General features: G+C 36.4%; 19 protein-coding genes. 14 read left to right on the top strand and 5 right to left on the bottom strand.

The window, feature by feature from the left end; translation table 11 throughout:
* Window positions 1-51 precede the first annotated feature (51 nt).
* Window positions 52-888: a GLPGLI family protein gene (locus BUA97_RS13895; RefSeq protein WP_072999282.1), complete on the top strand. Its 837-nt coding sequence runs from the start codon at window positions 52-54 to the stop codon at window positions 886-888.
* A 252-nt stretch (window positions 889-1,140) separates the two neighbouring features.
* Here BUA97_RS13895 and mscL read toward each other — a convergent pair whose 3' ends face one another.
* On the bottom strand, window positions 1,141-1,530 hold the full coding sequence (gene mscL / locus BUA97_RS13890) for a large-conductance mechanosensitive channel protein MscL (RefSeq protein WP_072999280.1): 390 nt from the start codon (window positions 1,528-1,530) through the stop codon (window positions 1,141-1,143).
* Window positions 1,531-1,648: 118 nt separating this feature from the next.
* Between mscL and BUA97_RS13885 the strand changes: the two genes are divergently transcribed.
* Window positions 1,649-3,139 carry a bifunctional ADP-dependent NAD(P)H-hydrate dehydratase/NAD(P)H-hydrate epimerase gene (locus BUA97_RS13885; RefSeq protein WP_072999278.1) on the top strand — a complete coding sequence of 497 codons (1,491 nt, stop codon included), beginning with the start codon at window positions 1,649-1,651 and terminating at the stop codon, window positions 3,137-3,139.
* An 11-nt stretch (window positions 3,140-3,150) separates the two neighbouring features.
* Here BUA97_RS13885 and BUA97_RS13880 read toward each other — a convergent pair whose 3' ends face one another.
* Window positions 3,151-4,137 (bottom strand): DNA topoisomerase IB, encoded by a 987-nt coding sequence (locus BUA97_RS13880; RefSeq protein WP_072999276.1) that lies wholly within the window; start codon window positions 4,135-4,137, stop codon window positions 3,151-3,153.
* A gap of 151 nt (window positions 4,138-4,288) precedes the next feature.
* On the opposite strand from BUA97_RS13880, the gene BUA97_RS13875 reads away from it, so the two are divergent.
* The 6 genes from BUA97_RS13875 to rluF all read left to right on the top strand — a co-directional run bounded on the left by BUA97_RS13875 (window position 4,289) and on the right by rluF (window position 8,339).
* Window positions 4,289-5,188: a cell division protein FtsX gene (locus BUA97_RS13875; protein ID WP_072999274.1), complete on the top strand. Its 900-nt coding sequence runs from the start codon at window positions 4,289-4,291 to the stop codon at window positions 5,186-5,188.
* A 2-nt stretch (window positions 5,189-5,190) separates the two neighbouring features.
* Window positions 5,191-5,493, top strand: a complete 303-nt coding sequence (locus BUA97_RS13870) for a DUF3098 domain-containing protein (RefSeq protein WP_072999272.1) — start codon at window positions 5,191-5,193, stop codon at window positions 5,491-5,493.
* 80 nt (window positions 5,494-5,573) lie between these two features.
* The gene (locus BUA97_RS13865) at window positions 5,574-6,392 is read left to right on the top strand and encodes an undecaprenyl-diphosphate phosphatase (RefSeq protein WP_072999270.1); all 819 of its coding nucleotides are present in this window, start codon (window positions 5,574-5,576) and stop codon (window positions 6,390-6,392) included.
* The gene (locus BUA97_RS13860; RefSeq protein WP_072999269.1) at window positions 6,392-6,907 is read left to right on the top strand and encodes a hypothetical protein; all 516 of its coding nucleotides are present in this window, start codon (window positions 6,392-6,394) and stop codon (window positions 6,905-6,907) included. The genes BUA97_RS13865 and BUA97_RS13860 overlap by 1 nt, the downstream gene beginning before the upstream one ends.
* Window positions 6,904-7,605: a tRNA pseudouridine(55) synthase TruB gene (truB, locus tag BUA97_RS13855; RefSeq protein WP_072999268.1), complete on the top strand. Its 702-nt coding sequence runs from the start codon at window positions 6,904-6,906 to the stop codon at window positions 7,603-7,605. The genes BUA97_RS13860 and truB overlap by 4 nt, the downstream gene beginning before the upstream one ends.
* An 11-nt stretch (window positions 7,606-7,616) precedes the next feature.
* A complete protein-coding gene (rluF, locus tag BUA97_RS13850) occupies window positions 7,617-8,339 on the top strand; it encodes a 23S rRNA pseudouridine(2604) synthase RluF (protein WP_072999266.1) in 723 nt (240 codons plus the stop codon).
* Here rluF and BUA97_RS13845 read toward each other — a convergent pair.
* Entirely contained in the window at window positions 8,336-9,676 is a 1,341-nt protein-coding gene (locus BUA97_RS13845; RefSeq protein WP_072999265.1) for a helix-hairpin-helix domain-containing protein, read from the bottom strand. The two genes, rluF and BUA97_RS13845, sit on opposite strands and share 4 nt — an antisense overlap.
* Window positions 9,677-9,748: 72 nt before the next feature.
* A complete protein-coding gene (locus tag BUA97_RS13840; protein ID WP_072999264.1) occupies window positions 9,749-10,081 on the bottom strand; it encodes a MerR family transcriptional regulator in 333 nt (110 codons plus the stop codon).
* A gap of 80 nt (window positions 10,082-10,161) precedes the next feature.
* Between BUA97_RS13840 and BUA97_RS13835 the strand changes: the two genes are divergently transcribed.
* Window positions 10,162-11,052: an SMP-30/gluconolactonase/LRE family protein gene (locus tag BUA97_RS13835; protein ID WP_072999262.1), complete on the top strand. Its 891-nt coding sequence runs from the start codon at window positions 10,162-10,164 to the stop codon at window positions 11,050-11,052.
* 37 nt (window positions 11,053-11,089) lie between these two features.
* Here BUA97_RS13835 and BUA97_RS13830 read toward each other — a convergent pair whose 3' ends face one another.
* Complete coding sequence (locus BUA97_RS13830; RefSeq protein WP_072999259.1) at window positions 11,090-12,397, bottom strand: DEAD/DEAH box helicase; 1,308 nt, start codon at window positions 12,395-12,397, stop codon at window positions 11,090-11,092.
* 407 nt (window positions 12,398-12,804) lie between these two features.
* Here BUA97_RS13830 and rpsA point away from each other — a divergent pair, with 407 nt between their 5' ends.
* The 5 genes from rpsA (at window position 12,805) to BUA97_RS13805 (ending at window position 20,178) form a co-directional block, all read left to right on the top strand.
* Entirely contained in the window at window positions 12,805-14,601 is a 1,797-nt protein-coding gene (gene rpsA / locus BUA97_RS13825; RefSeq protein ID WP_072999257.1) for a 30S ribosomal protein S1, read from the top strand.
* 80 nt (window positions 14,602-14,681) lie between these two features.
* Window positions 14,682-15,440, top strand: coding sequence for a T9SS type A sorting domain-containing protein (locus BUA97_RS13820; protein WP_072999254.1), 759 nt, complete (start codon window positions 14,682-14,684; stop codon window positions 15,438-15,440).
* 126 nt (window positions 15,441-15,566) lie between these two features.
* Complete coding sequence (locus BUA97_RS13815) at window positions 15,567-18,164, top strand: T9SS-dependent M36 family metallopeptidase (RefSeq protein WP_072999252.1); 2,598 nt, start codon at window positions 15,567-15,569, stop codon at window positions 18,162-18,164.
* A gap of 184 nt (window positions 18,165-18,348) precedes the next feature.
* On the top strand, window positions 18,349-19,215 hold the full coding sequence (bla, locus tag BUA97_RS13810; RefSeq protein WP_084081344.1) for a subclass B3 metallo-beta-lactamase: 867 nt from the start codon (window positions 18,349-18,351) through the stop codon (window positions 19,213-19,215).
* Window positions 19,216-19,323: 108 nt separating this feature from the next.
* Complete coding sequence (locus tag BUA97_RS13805; RefSeq protein WP_139258328.1) at window positions 19,324-20,178, top strand: hypothetical protein; 855 nt, start codon at window positions 19,324-19,326, stop codon at window positions 20,176-20,178.
* Window positions 20,179-20,182 lie beyond the last annotated feature (4 nt).

The following is a 20,182-nucleotide window of genomic DNA, read 5'->3' as shown; positions in this document are numbered from 1 at the left end:
TATTTTATTTTCATTACACTTAGCCGGTTCGCCGGCTTTTATTTTATAATTATGAGATATATAACTATAGTTTTTGTTCTTTTCAATGTTTTGATGTTCGGTCAGAACAAGAGATTTATTTATGAATACAGATTCATCCCAGATTCAACTAATTTAGAAGATGTTAAAACTGAAATGATGTTTCTGGATACCAATAGCCAAGGCTCAAAATATTACAGCTACACGGTTTTCAATTCAGATTCCCTGATGAAAGCTGACCTGGAACAGCAGTTGAAAGCAACAGGTTCCATCAATGTAAAATCTGATATGAGAAAAGGTGATGTTCGGTATTCTGTCACCAAAACTTATCCTGATTATAAGATCAATCTTCACAGGAAGCTTTCTATGGATGCTTATAATATTTCGGATGACCGGAAGATCAACTGGAAAATATCATCGGAAAAAGAAAAAATAGGATCATGGAATGCTCAGAAAGCAGAAGCCGATTTTGCAGGAAGGCACTGGACGGCTTGGTTTTCAACAGAAATTCCGATTCAGGACGGTCCGTATAAATTTCACGGTTTGCCTGGTCTGATCGTAAAAATCGAAGATAAAACCGGTTCTCACAAGATGGAACTGCGAGGTGTCAGAACTATCAGTTCGGAACTTGATATCAATGTTTTTGAAGCTAAGGAAATTGCTGTCAGTACGAAACAATTTCAAAAGGTGATGACAGAATATGAAAGAGATCCGACTAAAGGTATCAGGCAAATGCAAATGGGCGGTGCAACAATCATCATGACAGGAAAAGACGGTGACTCAGCTAAATTTGCAAAGGAACAGGAAGAGCGTCTGAAGAACCAGATCAGGAAAAATAATAACGGAATAGAGTTGAATATTTTGAAATAAAAACTAAAATCACGATGAAACAGGTATTTTTACTGAGTCTCCTTTTGATCTCGTTTTTTTGTCTTTTCGCAGGATCAAAGGGATTATTATGATTATACTTCCAGACGGATTCTACGGATATTGAAACCATAAAATCCGAATTAATGGTTTTGGACGTCGGTAAAAAAGGTTCTAAATATTATAGTGAATACGTTTCGAAATGACTGTTGAAATAAAAAATCGCCACTGAAAAGTGGCGATTTGATTTTATCATTAAGACTTTTTCTCTTTTAAAAGATCTCGGATCTGGATCAGGAGTTCTTCCTGAGTTGGTCCCGCTGGAGCGGCTTCTGCTTTTGGTTCTTCTTTCTTGAGTCTGTTTATCCCTTTGATCATCAGGAACAAAGCGAAGGCAATCACTGTAAACGAAATAGCAGCAGAAAGAAAGTTTCCATATTTTATAGCAGTTCCCGGAACCACGAGTTGTGAAAGATCTTCTGCATTGATGGCTTTAAGAGCCGGATTCAGGATTGCCGGAGTGATAATGTCTTCTACCATAGAAGTAACAATTTTCCCAAATGCGCCACCGATGATAACACCCACTGCCAGATCAATCACATTTCCTTTAACAGCAAAATCTTTAAATTCTTTGAAAAATCCCATAGTTGTATTTTTTTAGTTATATAACAAAAATAGAATTTTTTTATTTAAAACCTTTTATTATTTCATTTTTCATAAAAGTTTTTATTATTAAATTTGATTTGAAATAATAATTGTAAAAATGAAGATTCTAACCGCATCACAGATAAAATCCTGCGATATCACCACGATTGAACAGGGGATTTCTTCAATTAATCTGATGGAAAAAGCGTCCGGATGTTGTGGGAGGTGGATTGAAGAACATTTTAATGTAACGGATAAATTTCTGATATTTTGTGGAACCGGGAATAATGGCGGAGATGGATTTGCAATAGCGAGAATGCTCTATGAGAAAGGATTTGATGTAGAAGTTTACATTGATCAGGAAAATCTGAATTTCTCCAATGATGCAGAAATTAATTTCAGAAAAATAAAGCAAATTGGTGGAATTGGTATTCATGATTTTAATGATTTCCTAAATATAAATAGAGAAAAAACCGTCATTATTGATGCGCTTTTCGGGTATGGCCTGAACAGGAAACTCTCCGGGAAAAATAAAACGGTTGTAGAAAAATTGAATTCTATCAAAGTTGTTAAAGTTTCAGTCGATATTCCGAGCGGTTTGTATGCTGATAAACTACCGGATGGCGATTCAGTAGTTATCAAGGCAGATTTTACATTGACGTTCCAACTCTACAAACGAAGTTTTTTCCATCCCGAAACAGGGAAGTTTTGCGGTAAAATCACAGTTTTGGATATTGATCTGGATAAGGAATTTATTGAAAATGCAGAAACCGATTATTTCGTTATTGACGAAGATCTGATAAAGAATAACTACCGGCCAAGAGAAGATTTCAGCCACAAAGGGACTTTTGGCAAAAGCATTTTGGTTGGCGGGAGTTATGGTAAGATCGGTGCTGTTCTGATGACAGCATTATCAGCACTAAGAACCGGCAGTGGGCTTACTTTTACAATGGCACCGGATTGTGGCTGTCAGATTATCCAGAGTCAGATTCCGGAAGCGATGTTCATCGGTTGTGGGGATAAGTATGTTGAGCGAATCGAAATTCAGGAAAAGGCTGTCTATGGCATCGGGCCAGGTCTTGGTAAAGATAAAAAAACACAAAATGCTTTATTTGGTTTTTTAAAATATTATGACGAGCCAGTTGTTTTGGATGCTGATGCGCTCAACATTTTAGCACAAAAAAATTGGCTTGATCTTATTCCGAAAAATTCTGTAATTACACCGCATCCTCTGGAATTCGAGCGGTTGTTTGGAAAAACAAATGATTCATTTGAAAGAATAGAACTGGCAAAAACCAAAGCGAGAGAACTTGATATTTTCATCGTTCTTAAAGATCATCATACTGCAGTTATCACACCGGATCAAAAAGTTTTTTATAATATTACAGGCAATTCCGGAATGGCAAAAGGCGGAAGTGGCGATGCCCTGACCGGGATTCTGACTTCTCTCATTTCCCAAAAATATGACATTGAAAATGCCTGTATCTTCGCCGTTTGGCTGCATGGAAAAGCAGGTGATTTTGCCGCTGAAAAATTTTCCAAAGAAGCGATGTTGCCAACCGATCTGATACATGAGATCGGCGAGGTTTTCAAATACCTGGTAAGCTGAGAAGTAAAGCTTTATTTTAATTTTGATTTCAGCATATACAAAACGCCGACTTCCGTTTCCGACAGATTTTCGTTCTTTTTCAGAAGTCTCTTGATTTCTTTCTGAAAATAATGGATGGTTTGTCCGTTTTTGTAATGTTCAAAAATTCTCGGGTCTATATAAGAATCTCTTGCGACAGAAGGCGTATTTCCTAATTTTTCCGACACAGCCACAATTGCATTGCGGATGCGTTTTTTAAGTTCTTTCTGCTGTTGCGCTTCACAGATTCCCAGTTCATCCAGGATGCCGGCGGCGATCATGGTTCCGGCCCAGGTTCGGAAGTCTTTAGCCGAAAACTCTTCGCCCATTATTTCTTTGATATAATGATTCAGATCCTGGCTTTCCACAGTTATCAGCTCTCCGGTCTCACTATAGTATTTAAAAAGCCTGTAGCCTGGCAATTCTTCCAGTTCGGAAATCACTTTTGATAGTTTGGAGTTCACAACATGCTTTTCCTGAAATTTTCCTGATTTGCCTTTATAAGAAAAAATCATTTCATCACCATCAATGGTTAGGTGTTTCTTGCGGATTGTTGTAAGACCATAGCTTTTGTTTTGCTGTGTATATTTGGGACTTCCAGGCCGGAAATATGCCGAGTCCAGCAATCTTACCATTGCTGCCATTACTTTTTCACGGGACATTTTTTTCTTACGTAGATGCTGTCCTGTAACACGTCTCATATGTTCCAGATTTTCCGCAAAATGAAGAATTCTGTCAAATTTGTCTGCATCTTTTTTTGCACGGAATTTTGGGTTGTAGATGTATTGTTTCCTCCCTTTCTGGTCTCTTCCGACCGCCAGGATTTTTGAACGTTTATTGGTCGTGATTTCTACATCTGTCCAGGCGGGAGGAATGACCAGTGATTTAACATATTCTATTTTTTCTTTATCTTTTATTTTCTCTTTATTGGTTGTTGTATAGAAAAAATTCTTACCGGAAGACTGTCTCAGGAGTTTCATATTTTCTTGATTTGATAGTGTACCCTTAACAAGAAAAATGCCGATTTTAAAAATTGTTCATAGCTTTATTTTAAATGTTTTTATGATTTTATTAACAATGATAAACAAGGCTTTTTGAACGAAAATCTCTATTTTAGCAAAAATTTTTTTGATGCCAAAGACCGTTGACGACTTTAATAAAAGCAGATTGAGATCCAGTAACATCACTGTAGTTATCAGTATTTCGCTGGTTTTGTTCCTTGTAGGATTATTCGGGTTGATATTGATCAACGCTCAGAAGTATTCTGACTATATCAAGGAGCAGCTGGTAGTAGAAGTTTATTTTGATCAGTATCTGGATCCCAGAGATTCTGCAAAAACGCTGAAGTTCCAGGAAGAGACTTTCACAAAAATAAAACAACAGAATTATGTTAAACAAGCTAAATATATTTCTAAACAGGAAGCTTCTGTTCTCGCAAAAAAGCAATTAGGAATCGATTCCGATGCGCTTTTTGAAGAAGATATTTTCCCGGCATCTGTAGAAGTGACGCTGAAACCGGAGTTTGTGGATCCTGCTAAAATTGATGGTGTAGTCAAGCAGCTGAAAGCTATTGATGGTGTCAATGATGTGGTGAATGATAACCAGCTCACCATCGATGTTTATAATAATCTGAACCGGATACTGACCTGGATTTTTGCATTCTCGGTTTTATTCCTGATTGTAGCGATTGTTCTCATCAACAATTCCATCAGGCTGAAGATTTTTTCCAAGCGATTCATTATCAAAACAATGCAGTTGGTTGGTGCCAAAAGAAGATTCATTCTGATGCCGTTCATCAAGGAAGCTTTGATTCTAGGACTGATTGGCGCTTTTATAGGGATCGTAGCTTTGGGCGGAATCTGGTATTACTTTACAAGCGAGATCGGGACGCCATTTGTGCAGGACACAAATCAATATGTCTTATTGTTGGTGATAATTTTGTTTGTTGGTGTTTTTATAACGATCGCAAGTACTATCTTTGCAACCTGGAGATTCTTACGAAGTAACGTAGATGATCTTTATTATTCATAACGATGGCTAAAAAAATAAAAAATAAATATTCCGCAGATCAGATAGGGACAGCCGAAAATGTTGAGAAAAAAACCTTCTATTTTGGCAGCAGCAACATCAGATTGATGCTTGTCGGTTTGGGGCTTATTTTATTAGGGTTTATACTGATGATGGGTGCAGATGCAAATACAACTCCCGAAGGTAAATTTGATCCCAATTACTGGAATGAGGATATCTTTTCTTTCAGAAGAATCAGAATAGCGCCATTTCTTGTAATAGCGGGATTTGTAGTTCAGGTTGTTGCGATATTGAAGAGAAACAAATAATTAATTTAAAATTTCAAAATATAAGCTTTGTCAGAGTTACGAACTTTGACAAAGTTTTTTTTAAATAAATAAGGAAGATTATGGATTTGATCAAAGCTATAATAATTGCTATCATCGAAGGACTGACGGAATATCTGCCAATATCGTCCACCGCACACATGGGTTTTGCCGCAAGTCTTATGGGCATGGAAGAGACCGAATTTCTTAAAATGTTTCAGGTTTCCATCCAGTTTGGGGCGATTCTTTCCGTTGTTGTAGCCTATTGGAAAAAGTTCTTTGACTTCAGTAATCTCAAATTTTATTATAAGTTAGCTTTCGCTGTAATTCCGGCATTGATCCTGGGGTTTTTTCTGGATGACCTGATTGAATCCGTCTTGGGCAATCAGATAGCGATTTCTACTGTTTTGGTTTTGGGAGGCGTTGTTTTGTTATTTGCGGACAGTTGGTTCAAAAATCCGGTTATACATGACGAGAAAGAGATTACGATCAAAAAAGCGGTGACAATAGGTTTCTGGCAATGTCTTGCAATGATGCCAGGAACAAGCAGAAGTGCTGCTTCCATCATTGGTGGGATGACGCAAGGCCTGTCCAGAAAAGCAGCCGCCGAGTTTTCGTTTTTTCTGGCAGTTCCAACAATGCTTGCGGTTACTGTTTATTCTGTTTTTGTAAAAACATGGGGGAAAGAAACCCCGAATCCACAAAAAGGATATGAAATGATAATGGCTTCTAATGAGCATATTCTGGTTTTTCTTATTGGAAATATTGTTGCTTTTGTAGTTGCTTGGATTGCTATTAAATCCTTTATAGCATTATTAAATAAATACGGTTTCAGACCTTGGGGTTGGTATCGTATTTTTGTTGGGGTTGCGCTTTTGATTTATTTTTATTTCTTCAAGTAATGAAAAAAAACCTTTTAATTATATTTTGCTTATTATTTTTGACTTCTTGTTCGCCACTTTACACATTGTTTATACAAAATAATAGCGATAACCCAATTAAAGTTTATGTTGAGTTAAAGAATGAAAAATATACAGAAAACTTCAAAAAAGTAATTGAAAAAAGAAATCTCTATAATTTTAAAGCATCAAGTAATATCAATGAATTCGAAATTGATTCAATAAGGTGCTATTTACAAGCAAATAAATTTTCTGAAAAGAAGTATGATTTCAAATCTAATCTTAATTATAATTTTACATTAGATCCTAGATTATTAACTGTAATTGATCCTAATAATAGTATCTCCATTTATCCTTTTGAAAAAATATATTATATTCAAGATGGCAAGAAATGTTTTATAATTCCAGAAACAGTAAATCAGGAATGTAATTATAAAACTACTAAGAAAGAAAAACTTAAAAAAGATAATTCGGTAAAAGAATATGCCAGTTTTATTGAAATAGGAAACCAAAAATGACAGCAGAAGAATTACAATCCGGACACATATTTCTCTTGGACAAACCTTTGGATTGGACCAGTTTTCAGGCGGTCAATAAGCTAAAGTATAAGCTTAAAAGAGAATTTAAAGAACTTCCGAAAAAATTCAAAATCGGCCACGCTGGAACTTTGGACCCTAGAGCAACTGGGTTACTCATAGTCTGTACAGGAAAATTCACAAAGAAGATTCCAGAGATTCAGGATGCGCCAAAAGAATATTGGACAGAAATTAAAATTGGTGTCCAGACTGAATCCTACGATACTGAAAAACCTGAAATTTTAAAAGCCGACTATTCTCACATTTCAGAAGATCACATTCATCAGGTTTTAGAAAAATTCATTGGGGAAATTGATCAGAAGCCGCCTGTTTTTTCTGCTATCAAAATCGACGGAAACCGGGCTTATGATCTGGCAAGAAAAGGAAAAGAAATAGAGATGAAGTCCAGAAAGACCACCATTCATTACATTAAAGATATTGTAATTAGGCTGCCTTTCGTTTCCTTTACAGTCGGGTGCAGCAAAGGAACTTATATCAGAAGCCTGGCGCACGATATTGGACAGCAACTGGAAGTAGGGGCTTATCTGACACAACTTAGAAGGACAAAAATAGGAGATTATTCTATCGCTCATGCAAAAGCTGAATATCTGCAAAATGAATTTAGTTTTGCAGAAAATTAATATTAGTAAAATTGGAAAAAATAAGAATAAACAAATACCTTTCGGAAATCGGATATTGTTCCAGAAGAGCTGCTGATAAACTTCTGGAGGAGGGAAGTATCACCATCAACGGAAAAATTCCGGAATTGGGAACCAAGGTTTCTGACGAAGATGAAATCCTTGTAAACGGGAAGTCAATTAAAAAAACGGAGGAAGAATTTGTCTATATCGCTTTTAACAAACCTGTCGGGATTGTGTGCACAACGGACACAAAACGCGAGAAAAATAATATCATAGATTACATTAGCCATCCGAAGCGTATTTTCCCTATTGGGAGGCTTGATAAACCAAGCGAAGGCCTTATTCTGCTGACTTCAGACGGCGATATTGTCAATAAAATATTAAGAGCCAGAAATAATCACGAGAAAGAATATCTGGTTCGTGTAGATAAACCGATCACCGAAAAATTTTTGGAGAAAATGAGAAATGGTGTCCCTATATTGGATACGGTTACCAAAAAATGTGAAGTGGAGAAAATCGACACCATGAATTTCCGGATTGTACTGACACAAGGTCTCAACCGCCAGATCCGAAGAATGTGCGAACATCTTGGTTATGAAGTGAAGAAATTAAAGCGCATCAGGATTATGAACGTCAAACTCGATTTGCCTGTCGGGAAATGGCGGGATCTGTCTGCTGAGGAAATGTCGCAGCTGAGTGGCCTTCTTTCCGATTCCAGCAAGACATTCGATTAGTTTTTGTCATTAATAATGTAAAGCTTCATTTTTTCTTCATACTCCGGTTTAAGTTTTAAGAATTTGAGAATCTTTTTGTTATCAGGATTTGAGATGCGATAAAAAATGATCCGGTCTGCAGAGTATCGGAAATAAGGGTGGGTTTTCAGCCAGTCTTCAGGCGCGTTGGCAAGCGTGTATTTGGCGACATTAGAATTGTCGAGTTTTGCAGCGTAAATTAACTTCTCAGCAAGCGCTCTGTCGACTTCATAAGTTTCGAGCAGTTGATTTTTATTGATGAAACCACCGAGTTTCTTTCTGAAAGCTAAAATTCCGGCTGAATCTTTTTCAGAAAATCCAAATTCCTGTAATTGTCTGAAGGTGATCTGATTCAGATTAATTTTTGAAAAATCAGTTTTTTCTGCGACTGTGATTTTTTCTTCGGTTTGTTTGAGCTGGTCAGAAACTGAGAGCTTGATCCAGGGTTTCATTTCCTCAAATTTTTCCGGAGAAATCATATAGCATTTTTGAATATCTTCCAAAGATTTGAAAGAGCCTCGGAGTATTTTGTCCCGATATTTCAAAATCGAAATAGCTTGTTTTTCCGAAAATCCCAAATCCTGCCATTGTTGTTGATTCAACTCATTGGGGTCAAAATAATGACTGATCTTCACAGCTTCTTTTTCTCTCTTCTTCTCGGATTTGCCTGCCAGATTTTCCGGTGTTTTTTCTGGTAAAATAATATAAGGCGACATCTGCAAAAACTGTTCATCATTAATCATAAAGCATTCTTTCAGCTTTTCTTTGCTGATGAAACTTCCGCCGAGATAATTTTTATATTTCAGGATCGCACCAGCTTGTTTCTCAGAAAATCCCAAATTTTCCCAATCTTTTTGAGTATACAAATCCGGGTTAAATTTCCCTTTGATATTGAGCTTTTTCTTTTCGTAAGGTTTATAATTAAAGTGATTATTTTTAAAATCTGAATTGTTTTCCGGAAGCAAAATATATTTTTCCAATGACTTGTATTTTTCCGGAGAAACGGCATAGCACTTTTTGAACTGTGCTTTGGATTTAAAATTTCCACCAACTATTTCCTTGTATTTGAGAATCGTTTTAATTTGCTTTTCTGTGAAACCAAGATTCTTCCATTGGCTTTCGTCCAGGTCATTCGGATCGAAATCAGTCAGGATAAGAGGTTTGTCGGATTTTGAAATAAATTGAATATCAGGAATTTGTGGCTTTTGTCTGCTCTTATAAAATGAAAAAGACAATTGTAAGGCGATAATGAGAATCCCGAAAATGGCCAGGCTGTAAAATTGCCTTTTCCGGATCTGGAAAGCTAATTTAGGTTTCATGTTGTGTTTTTAGTAAAATTAAAAAATAAAACGAATTACTTTCGAAAAAAAATAAAAAAATAAACGACTGAATTAGTCGTTTAATGAATTTTTTAATTTGATGAGCTCGGCTTTCACAAACTCCAGCCGATCGATAAGGGTGATCGTTTCTGATATTTTGGAATTGGTGGTCAATGCGACCCTTGCGCCGTCCAGCGTATAACCTTTTTCCTTTACCAGATGATAAATTATCTTTAGATTTTTAATGTCTTCCGGCGTAAAGTACCGATTCCCTTTCTTGTTTTTTTTGGGTTTGATAATGGGGAATTCCTGCTCCCAGTAACGGATGAGAGACGTATTCACATCAAAAGCCTTGGCAACTTCGCCGATAGAGTAATAGAGCTTGTCCGGAAGATTAAGTTTCATTGATTAAAATCGAATTTCCAAAGATAATTATTTTTAATTCTTTTTTACAAATTGTACCTTGCAACTTTATAATTTGAAGAATGAAAAAGTATTTGAGTTTTTGGATAACAGGATTACTGCTGTTCCTGATTAATTGTAATGTTCAGAGTAAGCATAATGAATTATTTATCGGTAAGCCAAAATTGATCTCGGATCAGTTCACATTTACGGAAGGTCCTGCTTCTGACAAGGAAGGGAATGTCTATTTCACAGACCAGCCGAATGATAAAATCTATTTCTGGAACTGGAAAACTGATAAAGTCGAATTGTTTCTTGACAAAACAGGAAGAGCCAACGGCACTTATTTCGATAAAAATGATAATCTGATTACCTGCTCTGATGACAATGGCGAAATCTGGAAAATCTCAAAAGATAAAAAGATAGAAGTTTTGTCGAGAGGTTTCGAAGGTAAAAGATTGAATGGTCCTAATGACATTTGGATTGATAAATCTGGCGGAATGTACTTCACAGACCCGCTTTACAAAAGGGATTACTGGAAATATTTCAAAGAAGAAATCAAAGATAAAAATCTCTATTATAGAAATCAGAATGGCAAAATTACGAAGCTTGAAACTTTTGTTCAGCCAAACGGAATTATCGGTTCCGAAAAACTCAAAAAGCTTTATGTTTCCGATATCGATGCAGGAAAAACTTATGTTTACAACATTTTGGGCGAAGGAAAATTATCAGAAAAGAAATTATTCTGCGAAATGGGTTCGGACGGAATGACTCTGGACAAGCAGGGAAATCTCTACCTCACAGGAAAAGGAGTGACGATTTTCAACAGTAAAGGTGAAAAACTAACCAATATTCCGGTTGATGAAGACTGGACTTCCAACGTGACTTTCGGTGGGGAAAATAAATCAACTTTATTTATAACAGCGTCGCATTCTGTCTATACTTTAAAAATGAATGTTTCTGGAATCGAATAAATTCCATCAACAGACAACCATCAACTATCAACTCGATTTAATAAGCGATTTCTATTTTTACCTTTTTACCTTTCAGCTTTTCGTTGGTCAATTGTTTGAGCAATTCTATGGTTTTTTTTCGGTTGACAGCAACGTAAGAAGTCGTGTCTTTTACTTCGATTAAACCAATGTCTTCTTTCCCAAGGCCACCTTTTTTAATCAGATAGCCAACAATATCAACCTTGTTGACTTTGTCTTTTTTTCCTGCACTGATATAGATTGTCTGATTAGGTGTTCTTTCCGGAACTCGATTACTTTCAGAAACATTTTCTTCCGGTATATTGCTTTTGATGAAAGGAAAATTTTCGTCTTCGGTCATTATCAGATAGCCAAAACCTTTCGCATTCATTCTAGCTGTTCGGCCATTTCTGTGAATAAAAGCGTCTTCTTTCGGCGGTAATTGATAATGTACAATCGATTCAACCTCAGGAATATCCAAACCTCGCGAAGCCAGATCTGTCGTAATCAAAATTCTGGCAGAATCGTTTCTGAATTTCAGAAGTGCACGTTCCCTCTCGTCCTGTTCCATTCCGCCGTGGAAAGTTTCCCGCTGGATTCCTTTTTCTCTTAATAATTCAGAAATTCTGTCCACTGCATCTCTGTGATTACAGAAAATCAAGGTTCTTTTATTCCCGATTTTACAGATGAGTTGAAAAAGTGTGTTTAGTTTTTCCTCTGGTGTTGTCATCACTTTTTTCAGCTGAATATTCGGTTTTGACTCGTTTTCTTTGAGGAAATTGATTTTCTTTTCGTTGCTGAGTTCTACAAACTTCGGAATATTGTCCATCACAGTTGCAGAAGTCAAAATACGTTGCGAAAGTTTATTAAGCGAACCGATGATATATTCCATATCTTCTTGGAAGCCTAATTCCAGGGCTTTGTCAAACTCATCCAAAACCAAAGTCTTAATGGTTTCCGGATTGAAATTTTCATTTTTAAGATGATAGGCAATTCTTCCCGGCGTCCCAATTAAAACTGCTGGCGCCTCGATTAGGTTATTGATTTCTATCTTTTTATCGTGTCCGCCATAAGCTACAGAAACTTTGAGATCTGTTCCCATCGATTTGAAAACCTGCTCGATTTGCAAAGCCAGTTCTCTCGCCGGAACAAGAATCAAAGCCTGAATGCCTTTCACATCCGGTTTTAAATTTCTGAGAACGGGAAATAAGAATGCCAAAGTTTTTCCGGAACCTGTTGGCGAAAGAAGAACGATGTCGGTTTCGTTTTCAGAAGCATTGTATGTGGATTTCTGCATCTGATTCATGTCCTGAATATGCAGTTTTTCGAAGATTGGTTGTAATTCCATTCTGCAAAGGTAATTATTTTTGGCTCGTTCAAGTTCTTAGATTAGCTTTGATTACTGCATTATCAATAGCGCCGATAGAAACGGTTATCCTACAGCAAGCGAAAGAAAAGCTTTGACGCGAGGAGTAATAGGGGAAGCAGGAACAGCTTCTGATTAAAATTGAATAAAGGAATTGTTCAACAAAGTCCAACAGCTCCTAAGTATTGTATTGTTCTGGTTTGATTTTCAGTGTGTTATATTTAAATTGAATTTGTTGTCCATTTCAAATAATATGCCTATTTTTGCACCACTTTTGTGAACGTACTTTAGGCGGAGTAAAACATTAACAATTAACATCTTCCATATTTTTCAGGAGTCACAGCAAAGCCAAAGTCTGAATAAATTAGGAATACAAATTTTATTAGAAAATGTCAAAAGAGACAAATTCAGCAGAGGTTCTTTTGAACCAAAACGTAGCACCAGAACAATTTGATTGGGAATCTTTCGAATCAGGACTTAATGCAGAAGACAGAAGCGAGAAGAAAGAATTGGAAGAGATCTATAATGGTTCTTTGAACGACCTTACGGATAACGATGTTATCACTGGTAAAGTTGTTAGATTAACTGACAAAGAAGCAATCGTAGATATCAACTTCAAATCAGAAGGTGTTATTTCTCTTAACGAATTCCGTTACAACCAAGGCCTGAAAGTAGGTGATGAAGTTGAAGTAATGGTAGACAGAAGAGAAGACAAAACAGGTCAGTTACAGTTATCTCACAAAAAAGCAAGAACGCTTAAAGCTTGGGATAGAGTAAATGAGCTACACGAAACAGGAGAAATCGTAAACGGTTTTGTGAAATCAAGAACTAAAGGTGGTATGATCGTAGACGTACACGGCATCGAAGCATTCTTACCAGGTTCTCAGATTGACGTTAAGCCAATTAAAGATTACGATCAGTTCGTAGGTAAGACTATGGAGTTCAAAGTTGTGAAAATCAACCCTGAGTTCAAAAACGTAGTGGTATCTCACAAAGCATTGATCGAAGCAGATATCGAAGGTCAGAAAAAAGAAATCATCGCACAGCTTGAAAAAGGTCAGGTTCTTGAAGGTACTGTTAAGAACATTACTTCTTACGGTGTATTCGTAGATCTTGGAGGTGTTGACGGATTGATCCACATTACAGATCTTTCTTGGTCTAGAGTAAACCATCCATCTGAAATCCTTGAAGACGGACAGACTGTGAAAGTGGTTATCCTTGACTTTGATGATGAGAAAACAAGAATCCAGTTGGGTATGAAGCAATTGGAAGCTCACCCTTGGGATGCGCTTTCTGCTGACTTAAAAGTTGGAGATAAAGTAAAAGGAAAAGTAGTAGTTCTTGCTGACTATGGTGCTTTCGTAGAGATCGCTCCAGGTGTAGAAGGATTAATCCACGTTTCTGAAATGTCTTGGTCTACTCACTTGAGAAGTGCCGGAGATTTTGTAAAAGTTGGTGATGAAGTAGAAGCAGAAGTTCTTACTCTTGATAGAGAAGACAGGAAAATCTCTTTGGGTATCAAGCAATTGAACAAAGATCCTTGGGAAAATATCGAAGCTAAGTATCCTGTAGGTTCTCAACACGTTGGAACTGTAAGAAACTTTACAAACTTCGGTGTTTTCGTAGAATTAGAAGAAGGTATCGACGGTTTGATCTACATCTCAGATCTTTCCTGGACTAAGAAAATCAAGCATCCATCAGAATTCTGCAACGTTGGTGATAAACTGGATGTTGTAGTTCTTGAACTGGATACTCAGGCAAGAAGATTGTCTTTGGGTCACAAACAATTGACAGAGAATCCTTGGGATAAATTCGAAACTAAATATGCTGAAGGAACTGTACATACAGGAACCGCAGTAGAAGTTCACGATAAAGGGGCTTCTGTACAGTTCGAAGATGCTGAGGTTGAAGCATTCTGCCCATCAAGATTATTGGAGAAAGAAGATGGATCCAAAATCAAGAAAGGAGAAACTGCTGAGTTCAAAGTTATCGAGTTCAACAAAGAATTCAAAAGAGTAGTAGTATCTCATACAGGTATCTTCAGAGATGAGGAGAAAAAGAATGTAAGAGATAATTCTAACAGATCAGGAAACGTAGCTTCTTCTTCCAACAACGAAGAAAGATCTACTCTTGGAGATATCGATGCATTAGCAGAACTTAAAAAGAAAATGGAAGGCGGTAAATAATCCCAGTTTCATTTCATATATCTAGCCACCTTTTTATTGAGGTGGCTTTTTTAAACCTAATAACTTATAAAATTGACAATATGAAAAAAGCTTTATCTCTTTTTGCCATGATTATGGGACTGTATCTGTCTGCTCAGATTAATGTCAATCAGGGTTTCGAAACATCTTCTTATGCAGGGTTTTCTTATACATCTTTTTACAGGAGTAGCGTGGTTTCTCCTTGCACAGGCTCTTATGGTGCAACCAGAAATTTCTGGTCCGGCGGCACTACGGGTACAATTTCTTATGTCACCACAGCATCAAACGGTGGGAAACTTGATGTTTCTTTCAAATATAAAGTCTATGTCTACGGCCAGAATACTGTGAATGGAAATCTTAAAATCTATTACTCTGTCGATGGAGGTAATAATTTTGTCCTTTATGATACTATTAACCTTAATTCCACCCTGTCTTGTAACACTTGGGCTACATCTTTTCCACAAGGATTTATACCTACTTCTGATTTTAGGTTCAGAATAGAAGGTAATTATATTAGTGGAGACTATAATGTTATTATTGATGATATCGTGATGTCTCAGAGTAATGTTTTGGCAGTTTCCGACATGGATAAGAAAAGTAATAGTGTTTATCCTAATCCTTTTATGAATATGGTATTCTTAAATAATCCGGAAAATGTAAATAATGTTTTGATTACAGACCTATCAGGAAGAATGATTAAAACTACCAGTAATGTTTCCAAAGAATTGAAACTTAATGATCTGAAAGCAGGTATCTATCTAATCACTATAAATTATAAGGATGGCAAAACCGAAACTACTAAAATTGTAAAAAAACAGTAATAGTTGCTTTTTGCTTGTATGATAATGAAAACATCTCAAATATTTGAGATGTTTTTTTATTGCTGGTGTGCATTTATTTTATTTTTAATAATTTAGTGAAAATTTTTAAATCTAAATTAATTATTTATGAAGAACAGAAAACTACCAATTCTTGTTGCTGTTTTTTCCTTGCTCACTGTCAATTCTGTTTTTGCACAACAACACAAAAATGTTGTCGAAAATTATCTGAGATCGAATCTGGCTATTGGAAAAAATGCTGCTAACACAGACTTTATTATCTCATCAGAAGATCCTTCGGAATCTCTGAAGGCTACAGTGGTGAAAATACAACAGACCTATAATGGGATTCCGGTATTCGGAAACTCATCCACACTTTTAATAAGAGATAATAATGTCCTTAACTTCACTGGTGATTTCAGCTCCAGAACGGCAAAATTATCCGGAACTTCCCAAGCTCAGGACGCATCAAAAATTTTTATCAAAGTTGTTGAAAATCTTAAACTTTCAGATGCACAGTCTTATAAACAATCTTTGACAAAAGGCGAAATAAAGGAACCTGCTCTTGTGTATTATGATAATGGATCGGAACTTGTGCTTTCCTATGAAATGGAGTTCTATGAGCAGAAGTCCAGCAATCTGTGGCACATCATTGCAGATGCAAAAACGGGAACAATTTATAGCAAAGATAACCTGACGCTTTCATGCAACTTTGCAGACGGAACTTTCGGAAGAACACATGAACACAATCATAATTCCGCAAATATTCCTGACAAAACAATTGGAGCGCCAACTACACCATTTCTGGTCAATAATGCATCTTACAATGTTTATCCATTTCCTATAGAAGCACCAACTTTTGGCAATAGAAGCATTGTTACCAATCCATGGGATCTTAGTGCATCTTCGCTGGGCTGGCAAAATGACAATGCTACAGAGTATAACATCACCAGAGGAAACAACGTATACGCTTATACCGATGAGAACAGTACCAACGCAATAGGTTTATCTGCTGATGGAGGCAACTCTCACATATTTGATTTCCCGCTGAATACTGCAAATGGTCTGGACAGCTATAAAGATGCTTCTATCACCAATTTGTTTTATGTGAATAACAGGGTTCATGATGTTCTTTATAAATTCGGCTTCACCGAAACTTCTAAAAATTTCCAGGCTTATAATTTTGGAAAAGGTGGCGGACAGAACGATTATGTTTTGGCTGAGGCAAGAGATGGAGCAGGGGTAGCTGATCTATCATTGAATTATTATAACAATGCCAATTTTTCTACGCCTTCCGATGGTACAAGACCAAGGATGCAGATGTACATCTGGTTGGGAGCGCAGCCTTATTTTTCATATAACGCTCCGTCCGGTCTTGCAGGAACTTCAATTCCTTCAGTTGGTTTAGGATATTTCGGACCGCCTTTATGGAAAAAGTCTGTCACTGGAGATGTAGCAATTTCTCCGATTTTGGATGCGTGTACTGCACTTCCGACAGGTTCTCTGACAGGTAAAATTGGAATTGCACAAAGAGGAAACTGTAACTTCATTGTAAAAGTAAAAAATCTGGAAGATGCAGGTGCTATTGCAGGCATTATCTATAACTCTCCAAATGCAGAAACCAATCCTGGAGAAGCAATCAGCAATATGTCCGGAGACGGAACTACACCAATCAATATTCCTTCTGTTTTTCTTCCACAGTCCAGGGGAGAAGCTATCACTAACTTGATCAACGGCAGTCAGAATGTTAATGTCACGCTGAGCATTCCTGTAAAAGACGGCAGTCTGGATAATGGAATCATCAGCCACGAGTATGGGCACGGATTATCCACAAGACTTACAGGAACATCTGTAAGCTGTCTTAGCTCTAGCGCAGATAAAGAACAAATGGGTGAAGGATGGTCAGATTTTCTGGCATTGATGTTAACCATGAAATCCACAGACAATGCTTCTGTTCCGAGAGGCATCGGAACTTTTGCATCGGGTGAACCAACAACAGGTGTTGGCATCCGTCCCGCAAAATATTCTCCGGATCCTGCGATCAACGGATTTACTTATGGAGATACCAATGGTATGGAATACACCAATGCCAACGGAGCTCTTGTTCCGGATGTTCACTCGATCGGGTTTGTCTGGGCGACTATTCTTTGGGATCTCCATTGGAAATATGTTGAAAAATATGGTTTCAATAATGATATTACCGCAGACCCTAACTCCGGCTCGGCCAGGGTTTTCCAGGCTGTTGTTGATGGGCTTAAACTGCAAGGCTGTTACCCGACTTTCATCATGGGAAGAGATGCTATCATTGCTGCTGATCAGGCGTCGACAGGCGGTTCTAATAAATGTACAATCTGGAATGTCTTTGCTAAGAGAGGTGTGGGTGTGAACGCAAATGCCGGCTCTAAAACAAATATCAATGATCAGGTAGAAGATTTCACTGTTCCTGCAGAGTGTGCTTTGGCAACTAATGAAGTGACATCCGTAAAAGGATTCAGCATCTATCCTAACCCTGCCAAAAATGAAGTTTTCCTTAATTTCAAAAATACCATTCTGGGGAAAGTTAATGTAGAGATTTATGACGCATCTGGAAAATTAGTTTCTCAGCAACAGATTGATCCTTCTTCAAAAGAAGCTGTCAATACTCAAAAGCTTGCGAATGGTGTATACGTTGTAAAAGCTTCAGGAATTGGGCTAAACTATAGTTCAAAATTGATTATTAATAAATAATATTTATCTGATAATTTAAAATTTGCCCTCCGGAATATTTCTGGAGGGTATTTTTTTTAGTAAGTCTTATATTTTAATCAAATAAATCCGATATGATTTTCAAGATATTTATTAATCTATTATGTTTGTATTAGCGATTCATTTGAGTAAACTAAATTATCATTCTTCCTACACATCATACATTATGAAAAAAATTACATTTCTATTTCTCATAGTCATTTCGTTTTTCGGAAATGGACAAACAGTAACAGAGCCAAAAAATAACCCTGAAAACTGGTCGCAGTCTTATGAACCTTTCAGGATTGTCGGTAATCTGTACTATGTCGGAACTAATGACCTGGCATCTTATCTTGTTGTTACGAATAAAGGAAGCATCCTTATCAATACAGGATTAGCAGATTCTTATCCGCAAATCAAAGCTAATATTGAGAAATTAGGTTTCAAATTTAAAGACATCAAAATCCTCACTTTGACTCAGGCTCATTTTGATCATATGGGCGCAATGGCAGACATCAAAAAAGAAACCGGTGCAAAACTTTATGTTGATCAGGAAGAGCTGGCAGAAATAAAATCCGGAGGAAAATCTGACTACGAATTAGGAAAATATGGTGTGACGTTTAAACCGCTTACGCCTGATTTTCTTTTGAAAAATAATGACAAAATCAAGTTAGGAAATACAACTTTGACTTTGCTTCATCATCCCGGACATACGAAAGGTTCTTGCAGTTTCCTCTTCGAAACCAAGGACAAAGACAGGACTTACAAAGTATTGATTGCCAATATGCCGTCCATTATCATCGATCACAAATTTTCTGATGTTCATGCTTACCCCGATATGCAAAAAGATTATGCATTTACTTTCGATGCGATGAAAAAACTGGATTTTGATGTTTGGGTCGCTTCACACGCCAGCCAATTCGATTTGCATGAGAAACGTAAACCGGGAGACGCTTACAGTCCGAAATTGTTTATGGACAAAGAAAATTATTTCAAATATCTGAAGGAATTGGAAGATGATTATTTTGAAAAATTGAGACAGGAATCAAAATAAAATATTTTTTCAGTCGTTTTTAAATTAAAAAGAATGAGGAATAAATTTCTGCTATGTAACATCATTTTTATTTTATGCCTAATTATTCTTTTTCTGAATGACCATTTTTTGAAATTACAATTTCACAATTGGTTTACAGGAAAACTTTCTGATATTGCGGGAATTATTTTACTTCCTTTTTTATTGACTTTTCTCGTCCCAAAACTTCAGCAGAATTCTGTTTATTTCACAGCCTTATTTTTCATTTTATGGAAATCTTCCTATTCCGGAAAATTGATTGAAATTTATAATTCAGTTTCGCCGATTTCTATTCATCGAGCTGTTGATTATACGGATTTGTTTGTGATGATCTTTCTAGTTGTTCCATATTATTTCATTAAAAATCAAGAACAATTATTAAAATTTGAAATCAGAAAAACCTCACCTGTATTTATTTTAATTCCGTGTCTGCTTATTCTGATGTCAACTTCGCCACCAAGATATTACCATTATAATCCAAATCGTGGAAATATTTCGTTTAGTAGTAATTTTGTTTTTTTGGTTGAAGGGAAGAATAAAGACGAGGTAATTTCAGAATTCAGTAAAAGAAATATCTCAGTTCACAAAGATACAGCCTATATCATTAATGAACATTATTATCAGCTTTTAAACGGAAAAATGATTGAAAAGAATCTTAAATCTGAAACTGAAATATATAAAATTAATCAGGACTCATTGAAACAGGAGATTTTTAAAACGGTTGCTTCAAGTGATAATTATATTATAGACTCTCTGCAATTTGGAGATGAAAAAGTGAAAAATGTTCGTTTTTGGATGTTCGATGTCACAAATCCTAAAAAAGAAGTTTCAGCAGAAATTCACTTAAGATATTTGACAACGGACAAAAATTTATCTCAAGGTTCTGTTCAAAGAAAATTGAAAAGGTTTTATAAAGAAGCCATAAAAGAAGAATTTAAATTTTGATTCC

The sequence above is a fragment of the Epilithonimonas mollis genome (assembly GCF_900142325.1).
GTDB classification, from domain to species: Bacteria; Bacteroidota; Bacteroidia; order Flavobacteriales; family Weeksellaceae; genus Epilithonimonas; species Epilithonimonas mollis.
This window is presented reverse-complemented; position numbering and strand designations above follow the sequence as displayed.

Bases quoted from the DNA above. Each gene is read 5' to 3' on its own strand.
- BUA97_RS13895 (WP_072999282.1), top strand. From the start codon at position 52: ATGAGATATATAACTATAGTTTTTGTTCTTTTCAATGTTTTGATGTTC.
- mscL (WP_072999280.1), bottom strand. From the start codon at position 1,530: ATGGGATTTTTCAAAGAATTTAAAGATTTTGCTGTTAAAGGAAATGTG.
- BUA97_RS13885 (WP_072999278.1), top strand. From the start codon at position 1,649: ATGAAGATTCTAACCGCATCACAGATAAAATCCTGCGATATCACCACG.
- BUA97_RS13880 (WP_072999276.1), bottom strand. From the start codon at position 4,137: ATGAAACTCCTGAGACAGTCTTCCGGTAAGAATTTTTTCTATACAACA.
- BUA97_RS13875 (WP_072999274.1), top strand. From the start codon at position 4,289: ATGCCAAAGACCGTTGACGACTTTAATAAAAGCAGATTGAGATCCAGT.
- BUA97_RS13870 (WP_072999272.1), top strand. From the start codon at position 5,191: ATGGCTAAAAAAATAAAAAATAAATATTCCGCAGATCAGATAGGGACA.
- BUA97_RS13865 (WP_072999270.1), top strand. From the start codon at position 5,574: ATGGATTTGATCAAAGCTATAATAATTGCTATCATCGAAGGACTGACG.
- BUA97_RS13860 (WP_072999269.1), top strand. From the start codon at position 6,392: ATGAAAAAAAACCTTTTAATTATATTTTGCTTATTATTTTTGACTTCT.
- truB (WP_072999268.1), top strand. From the start codon at position 6,904: ATGACAGCAGAAGAATTACAATCCGGACACATATTTCTCTTGGACAAA.
- BUA97_RS13845 (WP_072999265.1), bottom strand. From the start codon at position 9,676: ATGAAACCTAAATTAGCTTTCCAGATCCGGAAAAGGCAATTTTACAGC.
- BUA97_RS13840 (WP_072999264.1), bottom strand. From the start codon at position 10,081: ATGAAACTTAATCTTCCGGACAAGCTCTATTACTCTATCGGCGAAGTT.
- BUA97_RS13835 (WP_072999262.1), top strand. From the start codon at position 10,162: ATGAAAAAGTATTTGAGTTTTTGGATAACAGGATTACTGCTGTTCCTG.
- BUA97_RS13830 (WP_072999259.1), bottom strand. From the start codon at position 12,397: ATGGAATTACAACCAATCTTCGAAAAACTGCATATTCAGGACATGAAT.
- rpsA (WP_072999257.1), top strand. From the start codon at position 12,805: ATGTCAAAAGAGACAAATTCAGCAGAGGTTCTTTTGAACCAAAACGTA.
- BUA97_RS13820 (WP_072999254.1), top strand. From the start codon at position 14,682: ATGAAAAAAGCTTTATCTCTTTTTGCCATGATTATGGGACTGTATCTG.
- BUA97_RS13815 (WP_072999252.1), top strand. From the start codon at position 15,567: ATGAAGAACAGAAAACTACCAATTCTTGTTGCTGTTTTTTCCTTGCTC.
- bla (WP_084081344.1), top strand. From the start codon at position 18,349: ATGAAAAAAATTACATTTCTATTTCTCATAGTCATTTCGTTTTTCGGA.